At 64.0% G+C, this 24007-nt stretch carries 20 protein-coding genes; 17 read left to right on the top strand and 3 right to left on the bottom strand.

Translation table 11 applies throughout. The features are described 5' to 3' along the window. Position 1: 1 nt before the first annotated feature. Genes JQT59_RS31065 through JQT59_RS31000 form a run of 14 tightly spaced genes read left to right on the top strand, consistent with a single transcriptional unit; the run spans position 2 to position 16170 of the window. Positions 2-808 carry a hypothetical protein gene (locus JQT59_RS31065; protein WP_213573274.1) on the top strand — a complete coding sequence of 269 codons (807 nt, stop codon included), beginning with the start codon at positions 2-4 and terminating at the stop codon, positions 806-808. 10 nt (positions 809-818) lie between these two features. Beyond that, positions 819-5177, top strand: coding sequence for a coiled-coil domain-containing protein (locus JQT59_RS31060; protein ID WP_213573273.1), 4359 nt, complete (start codon positions 819-821; stop codon positions 5175-5177). Positions 5178-5209: 32 nt separating this feature from the next. Beyond that, positions 5210-6172: an aggregation-promoting factor C-terminal-like domain-containing protein gene (locus JQT59_RS31055; protein WP_213573272.1), complete on the top strand. Its 963-nt coding sequence runs from the start codon at positions 5210-5212 to the stop codon at positions 6170-6172. Then, positions 6169-7002, top strand: coding sequence for a hypothetical protein (locus JQT59_RS31050; RefSeq protein WP_249353967.1), 834 nt, complete (start codon positions 6169-6171; stop codon positions 7000-7002). Before JQT59_RS31055 ends, JQT59_RS31050 begins: the two co-directional genes overlap by 4 nt. 6 nt (positions 7003-7008) lie before the next feature. After that, the gene (locus tag JQT59_RS31045) at positions 7009-8586 is read left to right on the top strand and encodes a Gp37-like protein (RefSeq protein ID WP_213573271.1); all 1578 of its coding nucleotides are present in this window, start codon (positions 7009-7011) and stop codon (positions 8584-8586) included. A gap of 14 nt (positions 8587-8600) precedes the next feature. Beyond that, positions 8601-8990, top strand: coding sequence for a phage gene 29 protein family protein (locus tag JQT59_RS31040; RefSeq protein WP_213573270.1), 390 nt, complete (start codon positions 8601-8603; stop codon positions 8988-8990). Beyond that, positions 8987-10561 (top strand): DUF7257 domain-containing protein, encoded by a 1575-nt coding sequence (locus JQT59_RS31035; protein ID WP_213573269.1) that lies wholly within the window; start codon positions 8987-8989, stop codon positions 10559-10561. Before JQT59_RS31040 ends, JQT59_RS31035 begins: the two co-directional genes overlap by 4 nt. Beyond that, positions 10561-10821 (top strand): hypothetical protein, encoded by a 261-nt coding sequence (locus JQT59_RS31030; RefSeq protein WP_213573268.1) that lies wholly within the window; start codon positions 10561-10563, stop codon positions 10819-10821. The genes JQT59_RS31035 and JQT59_RS31030 overlap by 1 nt, the downstream gene beginning before the upstream one ends. Then, positions 10818-12089, top strand: a complete 1272-nt coding sequence (locus JQT59_RS31025; protein ID WP_249353965.1) for a peptidoglycan DD-metalloendopeptidase family protein — start codon at positions 10818-10820, stop codon at positions 12087-12089. Before JQT59_RS31030 ends, JQT59_RS31025 begins: the two co-directional genes overlap by 4 nt. Positions 12090-12091: 2 nt before the next feature. Next, positions 12092-12580: a holin gene (locus JQT59_RS31020; RefSeq protein WP_213573267.1), complete on the top strand. Its 489-nt coding sequence runs from the start codon at positions 12092-12094 to the stop codon at positions 12578-12580. Continuing rightward, positions 12580-12900: a hypothetical protein gene (locus JQT59_RS31015; protein WP_213573266.1), complete on the top strand. Its 321-nt coding sequence runs from the start codon at positions 12580-12582 to the stop codon at positions 12898-12900. Before JQT59_RS31020 ends, JQT59_RS31015 begins: the two co-directional genes overlap by 1 nt. After that, positions 12897-13103: a DUF7620 family protein gene (locus JQT59_RS31010; RefSeq protein WP_213573265.1), complete on the top strand. Its 207-nt coding sequence runs from the start codon at positions 12897-12899 to the stop codon at positions 13101-13103. Before JQT59_RS31015 ends, JQT59_RS31010 begins: the two co-directional genes overlap by 4 nt. Beyond that, entirely contained in the window at positions 13100-13474 is a 375-nt protein-coding gene (locus tag JQT59_RS31005) for a putative phage holin (RefSeq protein ID WP_249353964.1), read from the top strand. The genes JQT59_RS31010 and JQT59_RS31005 overlap by 4 nt, the downstream gene beginning before the upstream one ends. 38 nt (positions 13475-13512) lie before the next feature. Next, positions 13513-16170 carry a PKD domain-containing protein gene (locus tag JQT59_RS31000; protein WP_213573263.1) on the top strand — a complete coding sequence of 886 codons (2658 nt, stop codon included), beginning with the start codon at positions 13513-13515 and terminating at the stop codon, positions 16168-16170. Positions 16171-16339: 169 nt separating this feature from the next. Here JQT59_RS31000 and JQT59_RS30995 read toward each other — a convergent pair whose 3' ends face one another. After that, on the bottom strand, positions 16340-17401 hold the full coding sequence (locus JQT59_RS30995; RefSeq protein WP_213573262.1) for an acyltransferase family protein: 1062 nt from the start codon (positions 17399-17401) through the stop codon (positions 16340-16342). 428 nt (positions 17402-17829) lie between these two features. Between JQT59_RS30995 and JQT59_RS30990 the strand changes: the two genes are divergently transcribed. Continuing rightward, positions 17830-19218 carry an O-antigen ligase family protein gene (locus JQT59_RS30990; RefSeq protein WP_213573261.1) on the top strand — a complete coding sequence of 463 codons (1389 nt, stop codon included), beginning with the start codon at positions 17830-17832 and terminating at the stop codon, positions 19216-19218. Between the two features lie 243 nt (positions 19219-19461). Here JQT59_RS30990 and JQT59_RS30985 read toward each other — a convergent pair whose 3' ends face one another. Both JQT59_RS30985 and JQT59_RS30980 read right to left on the bottom strand, forming a co-directional pair. Beyond that, entirely contained in the window at positions 19462-21627 is a 2166-nt protein-coding gene (locus JQT59_RS30985) for an acyltransferase family protein (protein ID WP_249353962.1), read from the bottom strand. Positions 21628-21763: 136 nt separating this feature from the next. Further along, on the bottom strand, positions 21764-22054 hold the full coding sequence (locus JQT59_RS30980) for a hypothetical protein (RefSeq protein ID WP_213573260.1): 291 nt from the start codon (positions 22052-22054) through the stop codon (positions 21764-21766). 294 nt (positions 22055-22348) lie between these two features. Here JQT59_RS30980 and JQT59_RS30975 point away from each other — a divergent pair, with 294 nt between their 5' ends. After that, complete coding sequence (locus tag JQT59_RS30975; RefSeq protein ID WP_213573259.1) at positions 22349-23479, top strand: XRE family transcriptional regulator; 1131 nt, start codon at positions 22349-22351, stop codon at positions 23477-23479. Next, positions 23480-23944 (top strand): DUF4411 family protein, encoded by a 465-nt coding sequence (locus JQT59_RS30970; protein ID WP_213573258.1) that lies wholly within the window; start codon positions 23480-23482, stop codon positions 23942-23944. The last annotated feature ends 63 nt before the right edge of the window (positions 23945-24007 follow it).

Genomic DNA, 24007 nt, shown 5'->3' with positions numbered 1-24007 from the left:
GATGACCAATGACAACGGGTCGGCGGCCTCCTACTTCGAGACCCTCCTCGATGAGGCCGCCGGCCCGTTCGTCGTGCACCTGGACGACGACGGGCCCGAGCTCGTCATCGAGGCGCCCGAAGCGGCTGACGTCGCCGACCTCGACACCACCGCCTCCGTCCACGACCAGCTCGACCTCCTCGTCGGCGATGAACTGGCCGACGTCATCGCCGACCACTACGCACGCCGGCCGATCTCCGAACTCGCCGACCTCGTCGACGACATCCGCGAGCATTTCGGGGTCCTCATCCCGCCGGACTCCGGATGGGCGTACCTGGTCCACGAGATCGACCGCTACGGCGAGGCCATCGAAAAGGACCTGTTCGCCATGCCCGGCGACGAACGGCTCTACGACTGGGTCCGCGATCACCTGAGCAACCCCTGGAACCGGCTGCTCCGGCTGTTGCCCGCACTGCCGGAGGGCGGCTGGTACTACGCCGCGATCTCCGACGACGACGAGCGCGCCATGCAGCGCCTCGAGATGGAGCAGCGCGGCGAGCTGCCCAAGCCATCGAAACGACCCTCACTCGTGGGGTGGACACAGGACCGTGAGCTTCTCACCGAGGCGGTCGAGGCGATGGCGCTGATCGTGCACGGCGTGTGGGGCGCGAGCCCGAAGTTCAAAGGCAAGGGCGGGAAGCCGCCACGCCGTCGACCGCGGCCGCAGACAGCACGTGACCGCGCCGAGGAATACCAGGCGCTCGTCGAGCACGACGACATCTCGTCGCAGCTGCTCGGCAGCCGTTACACGCGGCGCATTCAAACTTAGGAGGTGTCCAGTGGCTGACCTACAGGGTGGGCAGACCTTCATCAACGTTCTCCCGTCGATGGGTGGTTACTTCAAACGGGTCCGGACCGCGATCAAGGCCAACCCGGTCAGCCACGAGATCGGTGTGCGGGTCGACCAGCGTCAGCTCGCGAAGGCGAAGTCGGATCTCGATCGCGCCGCCAAGGGCGCAGCCGACGCACGCCGCCGCGAGGTTGCGGCGACCAAGGACGTCGTCGCGGCCGAAAAGGAACTGCAGGCCCTTCGTAACCGGGGCGTCACCGATGCGGGCCGACTCGCCGCCGCCGAAGGCAAGGTCGCCAAGGCCAAGCGCAACAGTCAGTCCGCGGCCGATGCGTTGCATGCTGCGGAGTCGAAGCGTTCGACGGCGGGCACCCGTGTTGCACGCATCGAGGCTCGGATCGACAGCAAGCGCGCCGAGGCCGACAGCGCATCGCTGCTGCAGCGCCTCTCTGCAGGTTTCGAGGAAGGTGGCCGCACCGTCGGCTCCCGGTTCGTCGACGGCATGAGCGCCACGATGAACTCGAACGCCCGCGGAAACGACGAGGGCCGCAGTTTCGCGGCGGGATTCGTCTCCGCCATCGGAACTGGAATGCGGATGGCGGCAGTAGGTTTCACGGTCGCCAACGATGCGGCACGGTCGGTCGTCAGAAATGTGGGGATGGCGGCCGCCGGTATCGGACTGGCCGCACGGGTACTGAAGTCGTTCAGCGCGGGCCTGCTCGTCAGCTCGTCGCTGCTGAAGGTGATGACCGGCGCCGGCGTCGCCAAGCTCGCCGGTCTGCTGCGCCTGGCCGCCGCGGCCGCGAACATCCTCGCCCGGGATATCGGCCGGGTCACCTCGGCGCTGCTGGTCATGGCCGCAGTGTCGAAGCTGATCGGCACCCTAACGCGCATCGGCAAGGCGCTGGGAATGGTGACCGTCGGGTCCGCAGTCGCATTGGGTGCGATCTCGGCGCTCGGTTCCGTCGTCGCATCGTTCGCCACCGGCCCGCTGGTAGCGGGACTGACCGCCGTCGCCGCAGCGATGGGAACCGTCGCGGCAGCAGCGGCGGGCATCCTCGGCCCGGCCATCGGCGTGGCGAAGATGGCGTTCGCTGGACTGTCCGATGGCGCCAAGGCGTGGGACAAGGCGCAGAAGGCTGCCAACACCTCGTCCTCGCAGGGCGCATCGGCGATGAAGGCCGTCGAGAGCGCCAAGAAGTCGCAGGCCCGCACCGCGGAGCAAGGTGCCCGGCAGATCGTCGACGCCGAGAAGCGGGTCGTCGATGCGCAGGAGGCGGTCAAGGACGCGCAGGACGACGTCAACGACGCCCGGAAGGAGGCCAAGCGCGACGCCGACGGCTACGCGCGGACCCTGAAGGGCCTGGCTCTCGACGAGGAGAGCGCAGCCCTGGCCCTCGCCGAGGCCAGGGAGAACCTGCGCGAAACCCAGGGCAATCGTGACTCGGACGCCACCGACATGTGGCGGGCGGAGCTCGGTGTCCGCGAGGCGGAGCAGGCTCTCGAGGAGATCAAGGCCTCAAACAAGGAGCAGCGCGCCGAGATCGCCGACGCACAGGCCAAGGGCATCGAAGGCTCCGACAAGGTCGTCGAAGCCAAGGGCCGCGAGGTCGACGCCCAGGAGCAGCTGCGCGAGGCCCAGGCCGATGCCGCACAGACGCAGCGGGATGTGGCGCAGGCCAACATCGACGCCGCAGAGGCTGTGGCGGACGCCTACCAGAGCATGGCGGACGCGCAGCAGTCGGCAGCCTCGGGAGATGACCCGTTCGCCGCGATGATCGGGCAGCGGCTCGCACCGCTCCTGCAGGCGTTCAAGAACCTGCGCGAAGAAGTCACCGACCGTTTCAGCGGCGCGATGATCGGCTCCTTCGGCATTCTCGGTGGACTGATCACCCGGCTCACGCCGAGCCTCGGTGGACTCGCTACCACCCTGGGCAACATCGGGTCGCAGATCGCGACGTCGATCTCCAGCCCGGCCGCCGTGGCGGGCTGGGAGCGAATGATCGACGGATCGAACCGCTTCTTCGGAAGTCTCGCGCAGGGCGAGAACGGTTTGGGTTCCGCGTTTTCCGGGCTGATCAGTGTGCTCGGAACCGCGGCGCAGACCTTCGCCAGCAGCGGAGCTGGAATCAACGAGTGGCTGCTGGACCTTGGCGAGAAGCTGCGGAACATCAGCGCCGAGGACCTTCGATCCTCGTTCGACGGGATCCGGCAGACGTTCGAGAACATTGGCAGCGTTGCCGGTCCGCTGTTCTCGCTGTTGCGTGGGTTCGGTGCGGAAGCCGCGTCCGGGCTGGCACCCGGGTTCTCGGCGTTGGGTCAGGCGATCCGGGACTCCATTCCCGGGCTGATGGACATGGCGCGGGTGTTGATGCCCGCACTGGGGCAGGCGCTGGCCAACCTGGCTCCCGTGCTGCCCGGGCTGGTGGAGGCGTTCCGTCCGTGGGCGGACGTCCTCGCGGCGGTGGCGCCGCACCTGGCGACCATCATCGAGAAGCTGGCCCCACTGGCGCCGCTGCTTCTGGCGACGGTCATGGCGGTGAAGGTCATCATGGTGGCGGTGACCGCGTGGAATGCGGTCATGTTCGCCGCGTCGGTGGCGCAGGGTGTGTTCGCTGCTGCGACCGGGCGCTCGGCTGCAACGCTGGGCGCCAATACGGTCGCCCTGGCCGCGCACCGTGCAGCGCTGCTGATCGGCACCGCGGCGCAATGGGCCTTCAACGCAGCGATGAGTGCGAACCCCATCGCACTCATCGTGATCGCGATCGCCGCACTCGTTGGGTCGCTGATCTACTTCTTCACCCAAACCGAGACAGGAAAGCGGATCTGGGAGACGGCGTGGAACGCGATACAGGCCGCAATGTCCGCGGCGTGGGCGTTCGTACAGCCGATCTTAGGATTTTTTCTTGAGAAGATTCGCGAACTTGGATCGGTCGTATCCTGGTTGTACGACAACATAATTCAGCCATATTTCGGACTCGTCGGAACCGTGATATCCACGGTCGTCGATGGGGCGGTGGCTGGATTCGGACGCTTCATGGACGGCCTGCGATCGGTCGGAGATTTCACGAGGAGCGTCGTCGGTGGGATCGAATCGGTCTGGAGTGGACTCCGGTCCATCCTGGCGAAGCCGATCAACTTTCTCATCAACACGGTCTGGAACGAAGGCATCCTCAAGGCCTGGAACAAGGCCGCAGGCCTCCTCGGTCTCGACCAGGCCCAGCCGCTCGCCGGCATCCCCGAACGGGCGACCGGTGGACCGATCTTCGGGCCCGGCAGCGGCACGTCGGACGACGTGCTGATGTGGGGCTCGAACGGCGAGCACATGGTCACCACCAAGGAGGTTCAGGCGGCGGGCGGCCACAACGCGATCTACGCGATCCGCGACATGATCCTGCGCGGCATCCCGTTCGAATGGGATGGCGGGCAGATCGTTCGGCAGGTCGGCCGCGACAACCTCAACGCCTACGGTGCCAGTGTGGCGGCGCAGGGGTACGGCAACGTCGACCCGCAGGGCATGTTCGACTGGCTGCTCCCGGCCTACAAGGACGGCGGCGAGATCCGCCCGATGTGGCAGACGCAGCTCGAGAACGGCCACCGCGCCGCGAAGATGCGCAACGGCAACCCGTACACGTGGGGGTTCGAGGACTGCTCCGGGTACATGTCGATGATCGCCGACGCCATCATCAATGGCGGCGACGGTATAAGAAAGTGGGCGACCGGGTCGTTCCCCGGCGGCCAGCCGTGGGCGCCCGGTCTCGGCGAGGGCTTCTCGGTCGGCGTGCACGACAACCCGGGCGGGCCGGGTGGTGGACACACCGCGGGCACCCTGACCGGTGTCGGCGGGTACTCGACGGTCAACGTCGAATCCGGTGGCGCTCACGGGCACGTCGCCTACGGCGGACCCGCGGCAGGTGCCGACGATCCGCAGTTCGCCGGCAAACACCCGGGGCTGTTCCACCTCGCTATCGGAGCCGACGGCGCATTCAAGCCGGCGGGCCCCGGCGGCGGTGGTGGGGGACCGTCCCCGGACGGGAAGAAGTCGTTCGTGCAGTCGAAGATCTCGGAGATCTTCGACTTCTTCCTGAACCCGATCAAGGCCGGTATCGGTGCCGCGATCGGGACACCTCCGCCCGAGTCGCGTGGTGTGCCGCCCGCTTTCCTCGACAAGGGCCGCGACATGACGTCGTCGTTCCTGGCAGACAAGGTCACCGGCCTGGGCGATCTGCTCGGGTCGGTCTGGGACAAGGCCAAGGGCATCGGCGGACTGTTCCGTGATCAGGGTGGCTGGATCCCGAATGGCTCTCGATCGTCCGCAACGAGACCGGCAAGCCCGAGGCCGTACTGAACTGGGATCAGGTTCGCTCCATCGAGGACGTGATGCAGTTCATGCAGTCGAACTTCGCTGCGGCGGGCAAGTATGCCGGTGAGATCGACTGGGGCGGTGTCGGCGGACAGATCGGGACCTCGCTGCTCGCGGAGTGGGGCAACGACCTGCTCGGCATGGCTGGGTTCTCGTCACAGTTCGAGGGGATGCAGCTCGTCGACGAGACGGGCCGTAGTCGCTCGGATCAGGCGGGGCCACGGGACGAGGCCACGTACGACCAGACGCCGGCCGAAACCCCAATGGCCGATCCTGGCACACCGGAGGCCGCCCCGGCCCAGGCGGAAGCCCCGGCCGTAGTGGAAGCTCCGGCATCGGTCAAGGTGCAGGCGGAGCCGGAGTCCGTCGTCGACGCCGTCAAGCGCGCGTTCGCGGCAAACGGTTGGAACGAGGGCGAGCAGTGGGCCGCGACCGACTGGATCATCCAGAAGGAATCGGGGTGGAACCCGCTGGCACGCAACCCGCAATCGGGTGCGTTCAGCCTGTTCCAGTTCCTCGGCTCGACGAAGGACCAGTACCTGCCCGACGAGAGCACCGACCCGTACACCCAGGGCGTCGCGGGACGGAATTACATCCGCGACCGGTACGGCGACCCGATCGCCGCGAAGTCGTTCTGGGAGAAGAACGGTTACTACGACCAGGGCGGAATCGCCTCGGGCAAGGGATATCTGCTCAAGGACGTCATCCGTCCTGAGCGGGTTCTCTCGCCGCGGCAGACCGAGGCGTTCGAGTCGCTGGTCCCGATGCTCGATCGGGTTCAGTCGGCGGCGACCGCACCCGGTGACGTGCTCACCGGTGCGGATCGGGGAGCGCTCGAGTACGCGCCAGTTGGTGTGGGCGGTGACACCTGGAATGTCCACGGTCGCCTTGATCCGGAAACGAGACGGGAGATCCAGATCATGATCAACCAGCGTGACCGCGGCCACGGCAAGGGCCCCGAGTCCAGGAGGCGTTGGTGAACGACTCGATCGTCATGGTCGGGTGGAACGGGACGCCGCCGTACACGCTCGGCGGCCCGACGCGGGGGAGGGCGCGGGATGTGTGGATCGAGGACGGCCTGGCCGGTCTCTGGGTCCCCGCGCCCCGCACCCCGACCCGCACCTCGCGGGCCTACCAGCACGGTTCGACGCCGAAGGTCACGAAGATCGAGGAGCGCCTCCTCGACTTCCAGGTGAGGATCGAGGGCCGCACCCGATCCGACTTCGAGATGGCGTTCGCCGACTGGATGGCGGTGTGGTCGTTCGACTACGACAACGAGGTCATCACCAAGACCGGTGCCGGTCCCCGGTCGATCAGGCTCCGGCTTGACCGGGACCCGAAGATCGTCGGCCGGATGTCGATGCAGACCACCCGCATCAGCATCGAGATGGTCGTGGTCGCGTGCTGGCCGTACCTGACGTCGAAAACCGACATCCTGAAGTGGGAACCCGGTGTCGGGTCGCACACGGGCACGGTGGTAGTCGACAACCCGACCGATGTGCCGTTGTGGATGAAGTTCGAAGGCACACCGGCCACGAAGTGGATCCTGCCGGACGGCATCTCGGACCGCACGGTGCCGCTCAAGCCGCAGACCACAGGCTGGCGGGTCCAAACCCGGCAGGACTTCCAAACCATTCGGGCGGCCGGCGCCGGATTTGAGGTGTGGAAGGCGATGCGTGGCGTGAACTTCATGCACGAGATCCCACCGCGGACCCCGCCGACCGAGATTCCAGTCGAGGTGCAGGGGTCCACGGTTCCCGCCGAGCTTCGCATCCACCTGCCGCGCTACCACGAGATGCCCTGGGGGTGATCGCCTGTGAGTTACAACCTCGACGCTGACCTCGCGGCGATCGACGCCCAGGAGTACGAGGAGGCGGCGCTCGCGCTCCTGCGGACCCGGGTCACGATCCACGACAAGTACCTCGAGCTGGTCGGTGAAGTCGAGGGCGAGTACGACGGCTCGTGGGAGACGATGTGCAACGAGGTCGGTGAGGCGTCGGTCGGCATCGACGGCCGGGACGACCTTGCGGCGTGGCTGATCGACGGACTGTCCCTCGATCACGACATGTTCCTGGTGTTCCGCTCGCCGTGGAAGAAGGCCTGCTTCAAGGTCTACGACATCGAGTTCGACGAGGACGAGCACGGCGAGGCGATCGTTCGGCCGTTGGCCCGGCACATCCTCGATGAGGCCAAACATTGGCAGTGCTGGCCGAATACGTTCGCGCCGCTGAGTGTCCAGGCGCCGAAGATCGACTTCCAGGCGGGCAACTCGATCAAGGTGATCAAGGGCTACGCGCATCGGAACCTGCTGCGCCAGCAGCAACCGCTGTGGATTCCGTTCTTCGATATCTGGGACGCGGCGAACTGGCAGGCGAACTTCGACAACGCGAAGTGGCCGATGGTGATGATCCCGTACATCGAGTCGCGGGATGGTGTCGGACCGTGGACCGCGCTCGGCTCACGAATGGATGACTTCTGGGATCTGGTCCACCCGACGCTCGAGGACGGCGGACTGCAACTCACCGGCGACCTGTGGGAACCGGGGGACCCGCAGCCGTGCCCGACCCACTTCATCCTGGATCGGCCGACGTTCGTGTTCGACGTCAAGAAGCGGGCCACGATCCCCGGCGTCACCGGCACGATCCTCGACCCGATTCTCGACCTGCTGCGGATCTTCGCGCCAGATGGCACCTCGGACACCGTCACTATCGCAGACCCGAACGACGATCCCAACAACACCGATCCGAATGGCCCCTTCGCCATCTTCCGTCGCGGCCAGCACCGCGGACTGAAGTCGAAGATGGTGATACACAAACCGATTGAGCACTCAATCATGACGGGCGGACGCTCACCGGACGCTATTAACCAAGGTGCAAAGCTCGTATCGAACATCCTCCTGGGGTTGCTCGGCAGCGCGATTGGCCTGCCCTGGCTCACACTCGGCATCTTCGACAAGGCCGTCGAGGACATCATCCTTGCCTGGGCCATCGGGATTGACCATCAGCGCAAGGAGCGGATGGGGCCGTACTCGCACAAGGGCGGGTTCGAGGCCGGCGGCGGTGTCGCCATCTCGCCGTCCGGTTTGCAGACGATCCGCGTGGGTCTCCACAAGGCTCGCGGCTATGTCTCGTTCGCCGCCGAGGTCGACGACGCGGCACCATACCGCGTTGGACTGCATATCGACGACGGGCATCGCTGCGGATTCGAGATCGGTGACCGGATCTGGCTCTCGCACATCGCGTCCGTCCGCCAGTCGTGGGACCGCGCCAACCCCGACCAGCCGTGGGAGATCAACCTCGGCGACTACCGCTCCGAGGAATTGGCCGGAACCCGCGCGCTGCGCGGGCTCGAAGCCGTCAGTAGCGCGCTGCGCCAGCACAGCAGCGCCGTCTAGACCAGGAGACATCTGTGACACCCGAAGAGCTACAGGCGGCCCTGCCGGCCACCATGCACCCCTACGCCTACGCGCTGATGCATCCGCCGACGAACGGCGCCGGGTCGACCCCCGCCACGTTCGAGCCCGACGAGATCAATTCCTTCTGTCGGCACCTCGAGCGGTTGGGGTTCCGGCCCGTCGAGGAGTCACTCGACCGGTACGACCAGCCGGCCACCGGGCCGATCCACCCGCACAACCCGGGGCAATGGCGATCGAAGAAGATGCCCGAACCGAAACGTACTGATCCCTACTCGCACATCCGTGCGCAGCTCGCCGCGCTTCCGGGCGCGGCGCAACTCGAGCTGCTCCAGGAAGTAGTGGACGCACCGACCACCACTGAGCCGCCGGAGGAGGAGACGTGACCTCACCCGACAACTTCGTTCCCGGCGGACCGAACACCGGCTGGGACGACGTCGGCGATCTCGCCGACGCGCTCGGCTCGCAGGGCATTCTGGGGTTGCTGTTCGGCGGATTCACCAACCTGCAGGCGGGTCTCAATGACCTCGTATCGCAGATCGTTTACGGGCTGAAGGGAGTCACGGGCGGACTGATCGACCTGACTGGATTTATCCTCGAGACGGACCAGAAGGCGTCGGACGCGCAGACGGCCGCCGAGCAAGCACAAACCGAGGTCATCAACATCGGGTCCTCGATAGTAACGGTCGTCGACACCATCAACTCGGTGTCAGCGAACCCGTACTGGGTGTCGCTGAATCCGTTCGAGGACCCGTCGTTCGCTGTCAACGACCTCAAGCCTGTGACGGTTTACACGGGGACGAACAACACCGGCATGCATAACCACTCGTATGACGGGAATGCCGGGTCGTTCGCCTCGACCTCGATGGACGGCATCCATAGTCACACGCTGACGACCACGGTGCAGCAGCCGTTGATGCCGGCGACGTCGGGACGTCTGTACTTGGTGCCGATCCGTTGCCTCCAAGATCGCTTGTACTCGACGGCCGGGTTCGTCACCGACGGCACCACGGGTATGACTGGGCTGTACGCCGGCATCTTCACGTTCGACCCGAGCACGGGTGATGCGACCCGAGTTTGGGATTTCGGGAACGTGAAGGGCAACTTGTTTGCGGGCTCCGGTTTGCTCGATCAGCGGATGTTGACGACGGAGGATATCGCCGCCCAGCGTGGGCAATCCCTGTATGTGGGGATCCTCGCGGTGGGCGGGACGATGCCGAAGCTGGGTGCTCTTCCGTCGGCCGCGATCACCCGGTCGGACGGGCTGCACCCGAAGGCGCAAACCTTGTACGTCGATGGGCAGTCGTCGATCCCGTCCTCGATCGCCGGGTCCTCGGTGCAATCAAACCTGGGATACCAGGTGTGGGCGTGCCTCGGGCAACCAACGTCCTCGTACGATCCCGGCGCCCAGTTCGTGTTCACGGAATCCTTCAACCGTTCGGACGGCACCGGGTACGGGCCGTCGTACCTCACCCGAGGAAACTCACAGGGCATCGACGGCGGCATGGCATCGGTACTCGGCGGCTCCGACGGATACCGGGGTGCGCTACGCACGTCGCCAACGAACACGGACACGCAGTACTCGGAGATCGTATTGGGCACTCCGTCGCAGCTAGCGACGCGGGCGTACGTGCGGTGCCGGTCGGACTTCTCGTCCGGGGCGTGCGTCGAGGCGACGTCGAGTGAGGTTCGGATTCGGACGTTCACGAGTCTCGGGGGCGGCACGATCCGGGACTCTCGGTCGATCCCCGAGGCGTTGCCCGCCGGTTCGGCGCTTCGGATCTCGGCGTCGGGGAACGTGTTCACGGCGACTTACGAGGGCGGGTCGTTCTCGTGGACGGACACCGGCGGTGCGGTGGCCACCGGTTCGCAGTGCCGATATGTCGGCTGGGGCCTCTATCGCCTACTCGGCGTGAACTCTTCGAAGATCGACTCATGGGTAGGAAGGGACTACTGATGATCACTTCCGGCCAATTGGCTTCAGCTCACGAGGAATCCGACGCGGCCGCAGTATTGCTTCTGCACTCGACCGGTCAAACGGAGATCGTCACCGGCTGTGACGACATCACGCCCTACCAAGTCCGCGACGCAGATCCGCGGTACGTCTGCCGAATAGGTGCCGTGCACAGCCTCGTCCGCGCACTCGGCGCAGAACGCGCACGCGACCAGATAAACCGGCTGCTTCCCGAACCGAACCCACAGACCAAGGAGGCATGATGCCGACACGTGTTCGACCGGTCGCGCCAGAGTTTTACGTAACCAGCGGGTTCGGTAACCGATCCGGTGGATTCCACTGGGGAACAGACTTCGGGCGCAACGGCGGATCGGGCGGCCAACCTGTCTTCGCCGCGCAGGGTGGCTCCGTCGTGATGGTCGGTCCGGCATCCGGCTTCGGCCAGTGGGTCGTCCTCGATCACCCGACAGCAGACGGATCCGGAACGACGGTCTACGGCCACGTGATTCCCGAGGTCCGCCAGGGCCAGCGCGTCGTGGCCGGGCAGCGCATCGCGCGTATCAATCCCGACTCGAACACCAACGGCGGCGTTGCGCCGCACCTGCACTTCGAGGTGCATCGCTACGTCTGGGTCCAGCCGGGACCCGACCGCCTCGACCCCGTGCTGTGGCTCGCCAGTTCGGCACCACCCGCAACAGGAGGTACACCAGTGGGACAGCTACAGGCTGATGTCACACTGCTCTCGCCCAACGACGATGGGCCCCGGAACCCTGCGAACTGCACGCTCGCGATCGTCCACACCGACGAGGGCGACCCCAACGGGCCGATCGAGGACCTCCTTGGATGGCTCAAGCAGGAGCGGGCGCAGGCGTCGTACACGCTCCTCGTCGGCCGCGACGGGCGCATCGGCCGATCGAACGACGACAACTACGTGCCCTGGGCTGCAGGCTCGCCCGCGAACGAGCGCGGCCTGCACCTGTGTTTCAAGGGCCGCGCCTCGCAGTCCCGTGCCGAGTGGCTCGCGCAGGGCCGCCAGCTCGACGCCGGCGCCCGCGTGCTCCGCGACTGGCGCGACCGCTATGGCATCCCGCTCGTCAAGCTCAGCGGCGCGCAGATGCGAGCCGGGCAGAAGGGTGTGGGCGGACACGTCGACACCGTCGATGCCTGGCACTCGACCGACCACACCGACCCCGGCCCCGGATTCCCCTGGGACGTCTTGCTCGCCAAGGCTGCCGGAAACACCACTCCTGAGGAGGGCTTTCTCATGGCACTGTCCCACGAGCAGCAGCAGCGCATCTTCACCGAGTTGACGCAGAAGCTGCCATCTCGATCGAAGTACCGCACCAACGACGAACCGGTCGACACGCTCGCCGGAATGGTCCTCAACATCGACGCCCGCATTCACGAGGAGTCGACCGAGCGCGAAGCGCTCAACGGAGTGAAGTCCGCGATCGACCTCGTCCGCCGCGAGGCAGGCAGAGGCGACGCCGGCGCACAGGCAGTGCTCGCGAAAATCAACGGAGGTAAGTGACCATGAGCTCGGAATACTACGAAGCGACTGTCGAGCTGCGCAGCCTCGACTCCCGGACGTTCTGGCTGGACGCCCTCGACCGAGCTGGCCGGTCGTTCCTGCAGAACGTGCTCGTGTTCTTCGGCGCCGGCGTCACGATCGTGTCGGTGTCGTGGCCCACGCTGCTCGGCGCCGCGGCGCTGGCCGCCGTGGTGTCGCTCGTCCTCGCAGTGAGCACCGCCACGGCAGTGACGTCGGGGAACTTCCTCGTCGACCTCGCCGACCGGGCCGTGCGCACCGGCGCCGGATCCCTCGCCGCGGCGATCCCGGTCACCGGCAGCATCACCGACATCGACTGGCCGAGCTCCCTGACGATCGCAGGCACCACGGTCCTGCTTTCCGTCGTGACCTCGCTGCTCACCGAGAACCGCGGTCCCGCAAAGGGCCTGCCGACACTGGCACCCGTGGACGGTGAAGTCGTCGAGGTCACTGACACCGAACTCGACGGCTGATGTCCGTGCTCACCCCCGCCGCGTGGGAGGGGGTCAGCACGGTGACGGTTGTCATCGTGCTGTTCCTCCTCCTCGCCGTGTCGCTGATCCGAGGCTGGATCGTCTTCGGGCCGGCGCACCGCGAGATCGTGCGGGCGAAGGATGAAACGATCACCGACCTCCGTGGCGGCCGCGCCGAGGACAAGTCGGTGATGGCAACACTTGCCGCGACGAACGCCGAATTGGCCGTCACCGGTGAACTGTCCGCGCACGTCGTCCAGGCGATCCGTGAGGCGACCGGGCAACGGGCAGAAGCCGCGGGGAACGCGGGGCCGACATGAGGTGGCCGTGGTCGAAGGACGTCGACGCGGCCCAGGCCGAAGCGCGGGCCGCCGTCGAAGAGCACGCCTACGCCGTGGATCGACGCATCGAGACCGAACGCAAGAGCACGACCGAAACGCGAGTGGCGAGGGTGGTGCGAGCGGAGTTGGAACGCAACGGATACACCGAGCTGCTGCAGCAGGCATGGGGAGGTGTCCGGTGAAGAATGCTGCCGACTGGACGCTGTTGGTATTCGCTGCACTGGTCACATGTTTCGCGTTGACATACGTAATTCGGTCACCGTGGTGGCGCAACCGAATCGGCGAGATCTACCTCGTCAAGTCGGTGATCCTGTCGCTAGTCCTCATTCAGATCAGCCTGGCGACATGGGTATCGACGGAGTATCCCGGCCGGCACGTGGTCCGGTTGATCATCTACACCCTCGGGATCGTCTCGTACGTCTTCATGCTGTGGGCACTGGTCCGCGAGCAGAACGAAGACCGCGCCCAGAAGCGCGCCGAGAAGGCTAAGGCAGAGAAGGCTAAGGCCGAGCGAGGGCAGACATCGGACGAAAGCGATGAAGCCACCCAATGAGTTGTGGCCGAACCTGATCGACGAATAGAGGAGAAATTGTGACTGTCTACTCGCAGCCCATCACCGACATAGCAGGTGCTGGCGACCAGAGCCGATTCTGGTTCTACCGGGAAGACAACCTCAGCCCGAGTGCCGACGAGTCGGAGATCATCACCGGTAGTTGGGTGGACGTCCAACCGGTCGCTGGAGTGCTTACCACGCCGCCACTCAAGCCGGGTCCGGCGAAGGTGTCGTGGGGTGGGAAGGCGTACGACCTGGTCATTCCCGACGTGCCCGACGACGAGCCGATCCCGCTGTGGCCGGACATCCAGAACTACGTGCCGCAGCCGGGCCCCGTCGTCAGTGCGGCCGTCGCCGCGAAGGAGGCCGCCGAGGCTGCTCGCGATGCTGCACAGGAGATACTCGCTGACGTCGAGTCCGGCGTCGTGCCCGACTCCGGCGTTGCGGCCCGCGTCGCGGAGGAAGGAAGCGCTACCCGAACCGCCGTCGATGCCCGGGTCGAAGCTGTGGGTAACGGTATTTATGCCCCGGTGGATGCGACGGGAAGCACAAACCGAGTCGTCATCATCGGACCCTCGCTCGAGGAGCAGAACGGCCAGGGCGCGATAGCGCTGGACCCGGATTTCTCGGTGCCGTCCAAGACTGCGATGCGCGCCCGCGGCTGGTTCACCTGGTGCAACGGCTTCCTCGGGAACATCCTCAACTTGGCGAAGAACTCCGGTGTCGGCGGTAACAAGTTCTTCGAGATGCGCGCACGGTTCGCGACGGACGTCCTCGCCTACGACCCGGACGTCGTGATCATCGGTTCCCCCACCAACGATGTCGGCGCGGACCGCGCTCTCGCGGACATCCTGGCTGACCTCGAGTGGATGATCGAGCAGTGCCGCGCTGTCGGCGCTGTGGTCATCGTGCTGAACATCCCACCCCGCATCACATTCACGTCCGCAGCTCGGCGGCTCACGGTGGCCGAGTACAACCGGTATGTCGCGGCGCTGTCAGCCACCCGCAAGGGAGTTCTCGGGGTCGACACCTGGCGTTGCCTGGCCGACCCCCTCAGCGGATTCCCCGTACCCGCGACCACGGTCGACGGCACCCACTACTCCATTGCTGGCGCAGCGATTCTCGGCAAGTCCATTGCCGACCAGATCCGTCACCTGTTCACGAACAAGCCCGGGCAGACCTCGTTCTCGGTGGACCCCCGCCGCTTCATGGATAACCCCGCCCTACTGAGCAACGGCAGCGGGTGGACCGCCCTGGCTGGGTCGACCGTGACGTACACGCAGGAGGTCGGCGGCTACGGCAACGAGGCAACGGCCACCTTCAGCGGCAATGCCAGCGCCACGGCAGTGTTCGGCCTGACACGAACGGTCGACATTGCATCCGGCCTGTTCTTTGTCGCGGACGTCATCCAGGCCACGGCTCGCGTGAAGTGGTCGAGCATGGTTGCACTGGCTGGCGATATCCAATGCCAGCCGGTACTGATGCTGGAACAGCTCACCTCCGGTGGGTCCGTCATCAAGACGGCCCGGGCGCTGTGGTCGAACTCGACCGAGTGGGCGACCTGGCCGTCAGGCAACACCGTCGTTCAGCCGACGCCAACGGCGGGCGACATGGTCCTGTCGACCTGGCAGTCGACCATCGCGTCAAACTGCACGCAGGTGCGGCTGACGATCGGGTGGATGGGTGCGGCGTCCGCCACGGTGAAGATTTCCGAGCTCTCGCCGCTGAAGGACTCGGCCTCGACGATCGCTCATCCGAGCCCCGCTCCCGCGAACACTCTCCCGACCCCGGTGATCACCGAGACGATAACCAACCTCACAGCCTCGGTATCAGGTACGTCCTCCACGGACGGCGATGGATCGATCGTGGCCTACGCCTGGAACTTCGGGGACGGCACGACGGCCAGCGGTGCGACCGCCTCGCACACCTACGCCACAGCCGGATCGAAGACTGTCACCCTCACGGTCACCGACAACGCGGGTGGAACCAACTCGACGTCGAAGTCGATCACGGTCACCGATCCGCCCGCGGTCACCCGCGACGATCCGGGCGTCTCCGGGTACAGCTTCCGGTGGGTGGCGGACGAGGTCACGGCGGCAGACGGTACAGCGGTTGCCTCCCTCGCGGACTGGGAGAGCGGGAAGAACCTCGCGAACGCCACGTTGGCATCGCAGCCGACCGTGCAGACCGTGGCCGGCGAACGGGTCATCCGCTTCGACGGCACGGACGACTTCCTCAGCGTCACTGGTCTAACGGCCTGGGGTTCGTGCGTCGTCATCGGCCGCTACGTCAGTGATGCACCCGACGCGGTTGCCGGCATCTTCTCGGCCACCGATGGCAAGCCTGGTCTTCAGCGCGGCACATCCGCAACGTCGTACCGCGGCACTGTCGTCTGGACCGGCGCCCGGTCGGTGACTGCACCGTCTGGCGTCACGCTCCCCAACGGAACATGGTTCTGCTTCGCCATGAGGAACACGAACGGCGACGCACGGTACGAGCAGAACGGCTCCGCCGTCACGCTGGCAACGGCCGACGCAGTCGAGACGGCAACCACCTTCCAGATCGGACGTCGGAACACCGCCTACGGCAAGGTGGAAATTGCGGAGGTCATCCTCTACCCAGGGCAGCTGACTGACGCGCATATGGCGTCGATCTACGCAGCGGCTCGGGCGAATCACCCTGCTCTCTTGCCGTAGCCTTCAGGGCTTCGCCGTTGACCATTTCTGTGACGACCATGCCCATTGTGAAGATGAGGGGCTGCCACTGGGGGATCAGGGGCGTGACAAGCAGGGCCGGTACCTCTCCAGCGAGAGCAAGAGGATGCCGGTCCTGCTTGACTGGAGCGCGAACAATTGGGCTGGCCGGTCAAGTACTCGAGCCGCTTCCGACTGACAGTGGCTGGATCCGCGGACGTGCAAGCGACTTCAGCCGCAGTGCCGGCTTCTCGATCCAGAACCAGCTCAGCGCTGCGATGGGCAGCGTGATCGCGGTCGCGAGAAGCGCAAAGACGAGCGGCGGAAATCCGCCAATTGTAATGAACAGCAGCTGCTGAATCGGGAAGGCGTAGATGTACACGCCGTACGAAACGTCATTTCTGAGCACAAGGTGCTTGCTCTTGATCAATGCGCCCGTGCCGATCACGGCGTACGCCCAGAATATTGCTCCGACGACCCTGTAGTCGGGCAGCCACATCGACCCAGCCGTGATCGCGAATGCGCCAATCACCAACGGCCACGAGCATCGGATCGAATCTTGAAAGCGGAAGATCAAGGCGCCAGCGAGGAACATCACCGCGAATCGAGCAGCGTTCTCGGCGTGTCCTCCGATCGAGCCCAGTGTGGTTACAGCCAACAAACCCCAGGCGCCAGCGAATGCGAATGGCAGGCACCAACGTCGTGGGAGCACACCCGTCACGCCGAGGGCTAGCACCCCCAGATAGCAGAGCGCTTCCCATCCGAGTGTCCAGAGCGAACCGTTCCACGTACCACTGTGAGGGAGGGAAGACGGCGTGTCGCCTACTCCGCGCTCGAAGATCCAGATGCCCGCGTTGGCCAGGACGTACCGCACGGGCGCGAATGAGGAGAGAAGCGCGACTCCGTTGCCGCCTTGCATCCACACCCCGACTGGAGCGACGACGAATGCTGTTAGGGCCAGGCACAGATACAGCGCCGGGAGAATGCGAACAAGCCTCGCCACCACATAGGCCCGGACGTCAGGTCTGCGGACCCAACTCGACGTGATGAGAAACCCAGAGACCGCGAAGAAGCCATCCACCCAGACATCGGCGACAAACTGGCGCAGTGGCGCAAAGCCGATATCGTCCCCGGTCAGTGGGAAGGAATGCCAGAAGATCACTCCTACGGCCATCAATAGCCGTACCGCATTAAGAGCGTTCAGCTTTGGATCGAAGGCCTCACGCAGCGTCATTCTTCCCCCAGTGCAACGGTTGGGGACCGCACGCTTCGCGCTAGCTGGTCCGCCTTTTGGAAGTGCAATGGTTGCGGACCTGACCGCAACTCAACCGGACGGCACGTCACTTGCCACCGCTTTTCGCGCCTACGATACAACTAGTGCGTAGATGACGTGAGCCTGCGCTCCCTGAAAGATGCACAGCCAGTGCCGATTCATACCGCACCCTTGTTTGCGCCCCCAAGTCCGGACTTCTGGTGCGCTCTGCTGGCCGCATTCGTTCCAACGTGATCATTGACTGGGTCGGATTGGGCCACGTGACCGTGATTTCGGAGCGTGGTGTCGTCGCCGACCGTAAGCCAGCCCACTTCCCTGAGCGCAGGCCCACGTCCACCCGCTAAGCTCACCGAGAATCATCCGAGGTTGAGCAAGGGGAAGCACGCGCCATGGCCTACTTGGCAACGATCGGACTGTTGGGGATCTTCCTGGTGATCAACATTTTGATCGTCAGGCCACAGTGGTGGATAGGGATCGTTGTACTCACAGTAGCGGCGACAGTGCCAGTCCAGATTCCAATGGCCGTACCCATCGGCGGGTTTGGTGTCTACCTATCCGAAATCGCGCTTCTTCTGGCCGCGCTGTTCGTAGGCGTGAAGTACCAGGCGAACCGGTTGAGCGACTTCTGTTCAGCCGCGGTCTTTGCAGCGACGACCGTGTTCGCCCTATATGGGATTCTGAGCGGATACCCGACGCAGCAGGTTGCCGGCGACTCGCGCGGGCTGTTCGCGCTCGCGCTCGCACTGTTTGTTGCAGGGCGGGTCGCGGGGACCCCCATCGCAATGACAGCACTGAAGGCTGTCCGCGCGACCCTGTGGTTGTCGTTTGTCTTCATCAGCCTGGCCGCGCTGGATGTCGTCCAGATCGCCGGCCGAACATCGGACGCATCACTCGACCCAAGCTCATCGATAGAGGTGACACGCATTCAGTCGCCCACAACACACCTGGCGGCGTCTGTTGTAGCTATCAGCATCGCCTTGTGTGTCGCTAAGCCGGGGTCGTTCCGGGTGGTGCTTCCATACCTGATTCCGGCGCTGGGAATTACCTTCTTTGCATACTCGCGAAATGCGCTCGTGTTGGTCGCTATCACGGCTGTCCTAACCCCTCTGCTTGAGAGAAGGTTCAGGGCGTGGGTCAGAATGATGGTCGTCGCCGGATGCCTGTGGGTTGTATTCGTGGCGACAGGTTGGACGCTCAGTCAGCTCGCAGATCTCCCGGGCTTCGGGTATCTGCACCGCATGTACGTCGCCTACTCCGACCGAGTCATTGGTGGACTGTCAGCTGAGGCGCAACTCACTGACTCGTCAATCCTGTACCGGCAGCTTGAGGTCCGGAACATGAAGACGGCGATCACCGACTACGAGGTAGTCGGACACGGGTTGGGATATGCGTATCAGCCACAGCGAGATCGGAATACGCCAACCTCATCGTTCTATGGTCATCACTTCTACATCTGGGCGATTGTGAAGACAGGCTTTCTCGGACTGCTTATATACCTCGTGGCGCTGATTGCGCCCCTGGTGCGGGCTACGAAGTGGTCTGGCAATCCATTCCGCTCCGCATGCGCGAGCGCGGCAGTCGCAGTCCTGTATGTCAGCACGGTCGCGCCGATGCCAATGAGTACCAACGGTGGACCACTCCTCGGAGCGCTGTTGGGTGTGGCAGCAGGCTTATGGCCTTCAGCCGGAGGTCAAGGAAAAACCGTCACTACGAGCCGTGGCATGGGTGATCGCAAAAGCAAACCTCAGAGCCCCACCCTGAGTACCCTTCCGTCGTAACAAGACACTCCGCCGACCGCGGCTTCATTCGGAGCAATCTCCGTAGTATCGATACGCTGCGGGGAGGCGTGATTGCCGTGTGGCCACAGCGTGGGCATTTGCCGCCCTCCACGATCGCCCGAACGGGGACTTTCATGCGCGTTTCTGCCATTGGAAAAGCGTACTTCACTCCTTGCCAACCTGACGGCGATGAGTCAACGGTGACCGCATCCTGCGGGGCCAGCTTTACATAGGATGCGGTCCTCAGAATCCGACCTCATGTAGTTTCTCGGCGACCGCTGCGGAGATTTTTTCCTGGTAGTCCGGGGTCATGTGCGACCTATCTCGCCTGGTTGGTGTCGTTCCAACGAAGCTCGGGCAATGGCCACTTGGAGTGCAGAACCACTGCCTCGAATCAATGAAGTGCCCGCCGACCGCATCGGCCAGGCGCCCTTCCGTCGAAGCGCGCGTCGACCACTGATCGACTACTTGGCCGAGGCAGTCGGCCGGCTTAGCGGATCTGGTGTAGCAATCTCCGATGTCGATGCTCGCCGGAGGTGCCGCGAGGAACACCACGCTCTTCGCGCTCGTCGCGAACCGATCAACGAAGCGCCTCATCGCTTCAGTCCACTCCGTGGAGCCCTCCGATGTGTAATTGTTCGCGATTACGACCGCATCCGGCTTGACCTCGTTGATGAAGTTGATCGTATTCTCTCGGTGTTCCGGGCAAGCGGCACCGATCTTGTTGTCAGTGGCCTCAACAGCAAGATCAACGAATCGACAGCCAAACATTCCCTCCACAATCACCTTCCACTGTCCACCACTATTCTCAGCAAAGCGTGCGAGCGGGTGGCCATACGTCATTGAGATCGAGTCGCCGACGAGGATCATCGTCTTCGGCGCCGTCGGCGAACCCCAGGAGCACTCTGCCACTGGCAATCGCTTTGGATTGCCACACTTTAGAACCTCTGCTGGCGCCTGAGGTCCGCCGATTGCGTCATCCATCGACGGAGCTAGGTCCGGCCATTCCGTTGCACTGGCGGCGTCTGTGATTTCCTCGCTGAGCGCTGTTTGAGCTGGGCCGAGATCCATGTTCAGACCAGCGTCGACCCCGGCTACCGCAGAAGACGGTGTGTAACGCGGAACTGGTGAAACGGCCACGGTTACGGGTGCGAGGGCGAATGCGGTGACACCGGCCGTGACTAGTGCAAGGGCTCCGATGCCGATGCCTTGATTCCTCTCGCTCATCTTCGTTATCGGTAGCCGCCAACGCGAGAGGTCGAGGATCTTCTGATCCTTCTTTTCGGTGGAAGTCTCAAGCCACCTCGATCGTCGAATTGGGTTCTCGAAGAAGTGGTAAGCCGCGATTGAGAGACCGAACATCAAGAGAATGGCTGCGGAGAAGTAGTAGCCATTACGGTCCATGATCGCCGCGAGCAGGATGATCACGGGCCAGTGCCATAGGTACAGCGAATACGAGATGTCGCCAACGTAGGTGCTGATGCGGTTGGTCAGTAGTTTCAGGGACTTCTGCTCGCCGGAGACACCAGCGACAATTACGAGAGCTGCACCGAGTACGGGTACCGCAGCCCAAGGTGCAGGGAACCCGCCACCCGTTTCGGTAATTACGAGCGCTCCAGCAGTAATCGCAATCAACCCAGTCCATGCGATGAATGGACGGGCACGGTTCGGGATGCGTTCGAAGAAGCTGATCGCGATCGCCAGTAGGGCGCCGATACCGAGCTCCCATACGCGAGTGAGTGTGGAGAAGTATGCCCACGTCGGGTTACCTGCGGTATCGATCACTGCATAGACGAACGACGCGGCGACGACGGCTCCCATTACTCCAGCCGAGAGTGCGAGTCGCGCTTTGCCCTTCCATGCCAATCGAGCCGAGATGACCCCGATGACGAAGATGACAGCAGGCCAAACGAAGTAGAATTGCTCCTCGACTGAGAGCGACCAGTAGTGCTGCAACGGGGAAACTGGGCCGGAGGCGTTGAAGTAGTCAGTTCCCTCGATGCCGAACCGCCAGTTCGAAACGAATAGGAAGGCGGCAATTGCGTCAAGCCCAGTCGACCTGAACCGATTCCCCGTGTAGATGAAGTATGCGGCGACGCACGTCGTGACTAGGACGAGGGTGGCGGCGGGGACGATACGGCGGATACGCCGTCGGTAGAAGCTGGAGAACGAGATCCGCCCTGTCTTTTCTAATGTGTGTAGCAGCGACCCAGTGATGAGGAATCCGGAGATCACGAAGAATACGTCTACGCCAATGAACCCGCCCCGCGGCCAGTTGAAAAGGTGGGAAAACACCACCAGCATCACCGCAACCATACGGAGACCCTGGATGTCGAGTCGCTGGGTCGCCTTTTGTTTTGGCTTACCAGGTTTCCGGCGCGGCGAAGAAGGCCTCGTGATGGTTGCCACCGATGTTCCCCTCAATATCTGGCCCCCATAGAGGAGGGCGATGGTAGCAATATAGACCGCCCGGTACCTACTCGCCGGTTAAGTAGATCGTGCGAATGACACTCGCGTACCGAGATACTCCCAAGTCAGCCGACCGCTAACGCGAGCTTCGCATGGCCCTGGGGCTGCGCGCCGGCCAGCACGCCCATACCGCAATGAGCACTGCCGTGACCGACAGCAGGTCCGAGACGGTCACCCCATTGGTGGGCGTGATCTCGTACAGCGTCCGGCCCTCGAGCGGGCCGTTGCCGAAGACCCATAGGACCGCCGCGACCACGGTGGCGGTCGCGGCAACCCTCGTAGGCCGAGCAAGGCACCACGCAGATGCGGCGAACAAGAGATTCATGAATACGAGCGGGTAGAAGAGTGTCGACGGGTCTGACGGCATCTGCCCATCCTGCCGTGAGAACCGATCATCGTCGTGCCGCACCCCGCCCAGAATTGCTCACTATGCCCCGCGAAGGAGTAGCGATGCTCAACACGTCAGCGGAGCGGAAGCGGGAGCGACGGCTCATGATCTTGACCGGGATTTTGTCCGGCCTCGGTATTCACCCACGGGGCCTCGGTCGATCGTACCGCTAGGCAAATCATCGACGAGATGAAACAATCGCCTACCACGCGCCAAGCGGCGTGTGCGAAGCTGTGCAACAAGCCGGATTAGTCTTGCGAGGAGGGAAAGCGCATGGCACGTTCCCCCGAAGCGCCCGTTGAACCGGATACCATCGTTGCCGCCCGGATAAGCACTGGTCACGACGTTGAAAGCGCGGCGAAGAAGCTGGGTGTTGCCCCAGAGAAGCTGAACAGCTGGGAGCTCGGAGACGCTCGGCCGACACTTGCGCAGGCCAGGAACATGGCGAAGCTGTACGGAACCACAATCGCAGCGTTGCTCACGAATATCGAGGCAAACTTCGAGCCGGTGCCGCGCCTACCGGATTTCAGACGCGATCATGATCGTCCGGTAACGACCGCGGTGATCGGTGAACTACGTAAGGCTAGGGATCGAAGGAAGCGTCTGCTCGAACTGTCTGGTCCAACTGGTGAATTTCCACGGCTGGATTTACGTCGCAGCAGTATTGAAGAGGTCGCGAACGAGGTCCGACGACTGACTGGTGTATCCATCGATGATCAGCGCAAGTTCCGCGACGCAGGGGCAGCGTTGAATGGCTGGATCCGAGCGGTCGAGCGCCTCGGCGTTCTCGTGTTTCAGGTGAGTCGGATCCCGACCAGTGAGTTCCTGGGAATGTCCTACTACGAGGAGCTTCAGCCAATCATTCTCCTCAATGGCGCTGACATACCGCAGAGACGCATCTTTACGCTGTTCCACGAACTGGGCCACCTCCTCAGTCGGACCAGCGGGATCTGTGATATCTACAGTGGCGGTGCATCCGAATCCACGTGCAACGCGTTCGCAGCCGCGTTCCTGCTGCCCGAAGCCGCATTGCTCGCTGCGCTTGGACATCAGGAACCGATTGGTGCCTTGGACCGGTTGTCCAAACACTTTCGGGTGAGTCAGTCCGCAGTTGCGGTTCGCCTTCGAGAGCTCGGACGAATCTCTGCCCGCGAGTTGTCCCGACAATTGGCGATCGCGCGGGAGAAGGCACAAGCGCCTAGGGAGCCAAGTGACAACGCCGGGTTTGTCCCTCCGTATGTGCTCAAATTGAGGAACCTCGGAGAAACCTACGTGTCTTCCGTGCTTGACGCTATGCACGAGGGCACGATTTCTGCCGTCGATGCGAGTTACTTCCTCGACGCGAAGCTGCCCACCATCGACAAGATGGAGCGCGAGATCGCCAAGAGAGCGGTGGGTCAGTAGGTGGATACGTATCTTGTCGACACCAATGTCATTGTGCTGATGAAGCGTTACACCCCGCGAGACCTACACCCGTCATTGTGGCAGGCCGTCGAGGCTCTGGTGTCCGATGGTCGCCTGATGATTCCGCGTGAGGTGCTGGAAGAGCTTGACCGAGTTGAAGATGAGCTTGCTCCGTGGGCGAAGCGGATGGACGGCTTTGTCGATGAGCCGACGCTCGAAGATATTCAGATCGTTGCCGACATATCTGCAGCACACCCCGGGTGGGTGGTTGGTCAGCAGAATGGTGCCGATCCATGGGTTGTTGCTCAGGCATACCGGCTGGGGTCGGTCATCGTGACCGATGAGCGCGCCAAGGGTCCGAACACCGCTGACAAGAATTTGAAGATCCCGAATGTCGCGGCGAAGTACAACGTTGAATGCATCAATATGAATGATCTCGGGCGCAGGGAAGGCTGGGTATTCTGACGGCGTTGTAGCGCCGGAATCCCGCTCCGTGACGTCCAGATCATGGCCCGCCGCTCCGACCCG

This window comes from Rhodococcus sp. USK13 (genome assembly GCF_018343855.1).
Lineage (GTDB): Bacteria > Actinomycetota > Actinomycetes > Mycobacteriales > Mycobacteriaceae > Rhodococcus_F > Rhodococcus_F oxybenzonivorans.
Note: the sequence above shows the minus strand (reverse complement) of the source record. Positions and strands in the feature narration are given on the sequence as shown.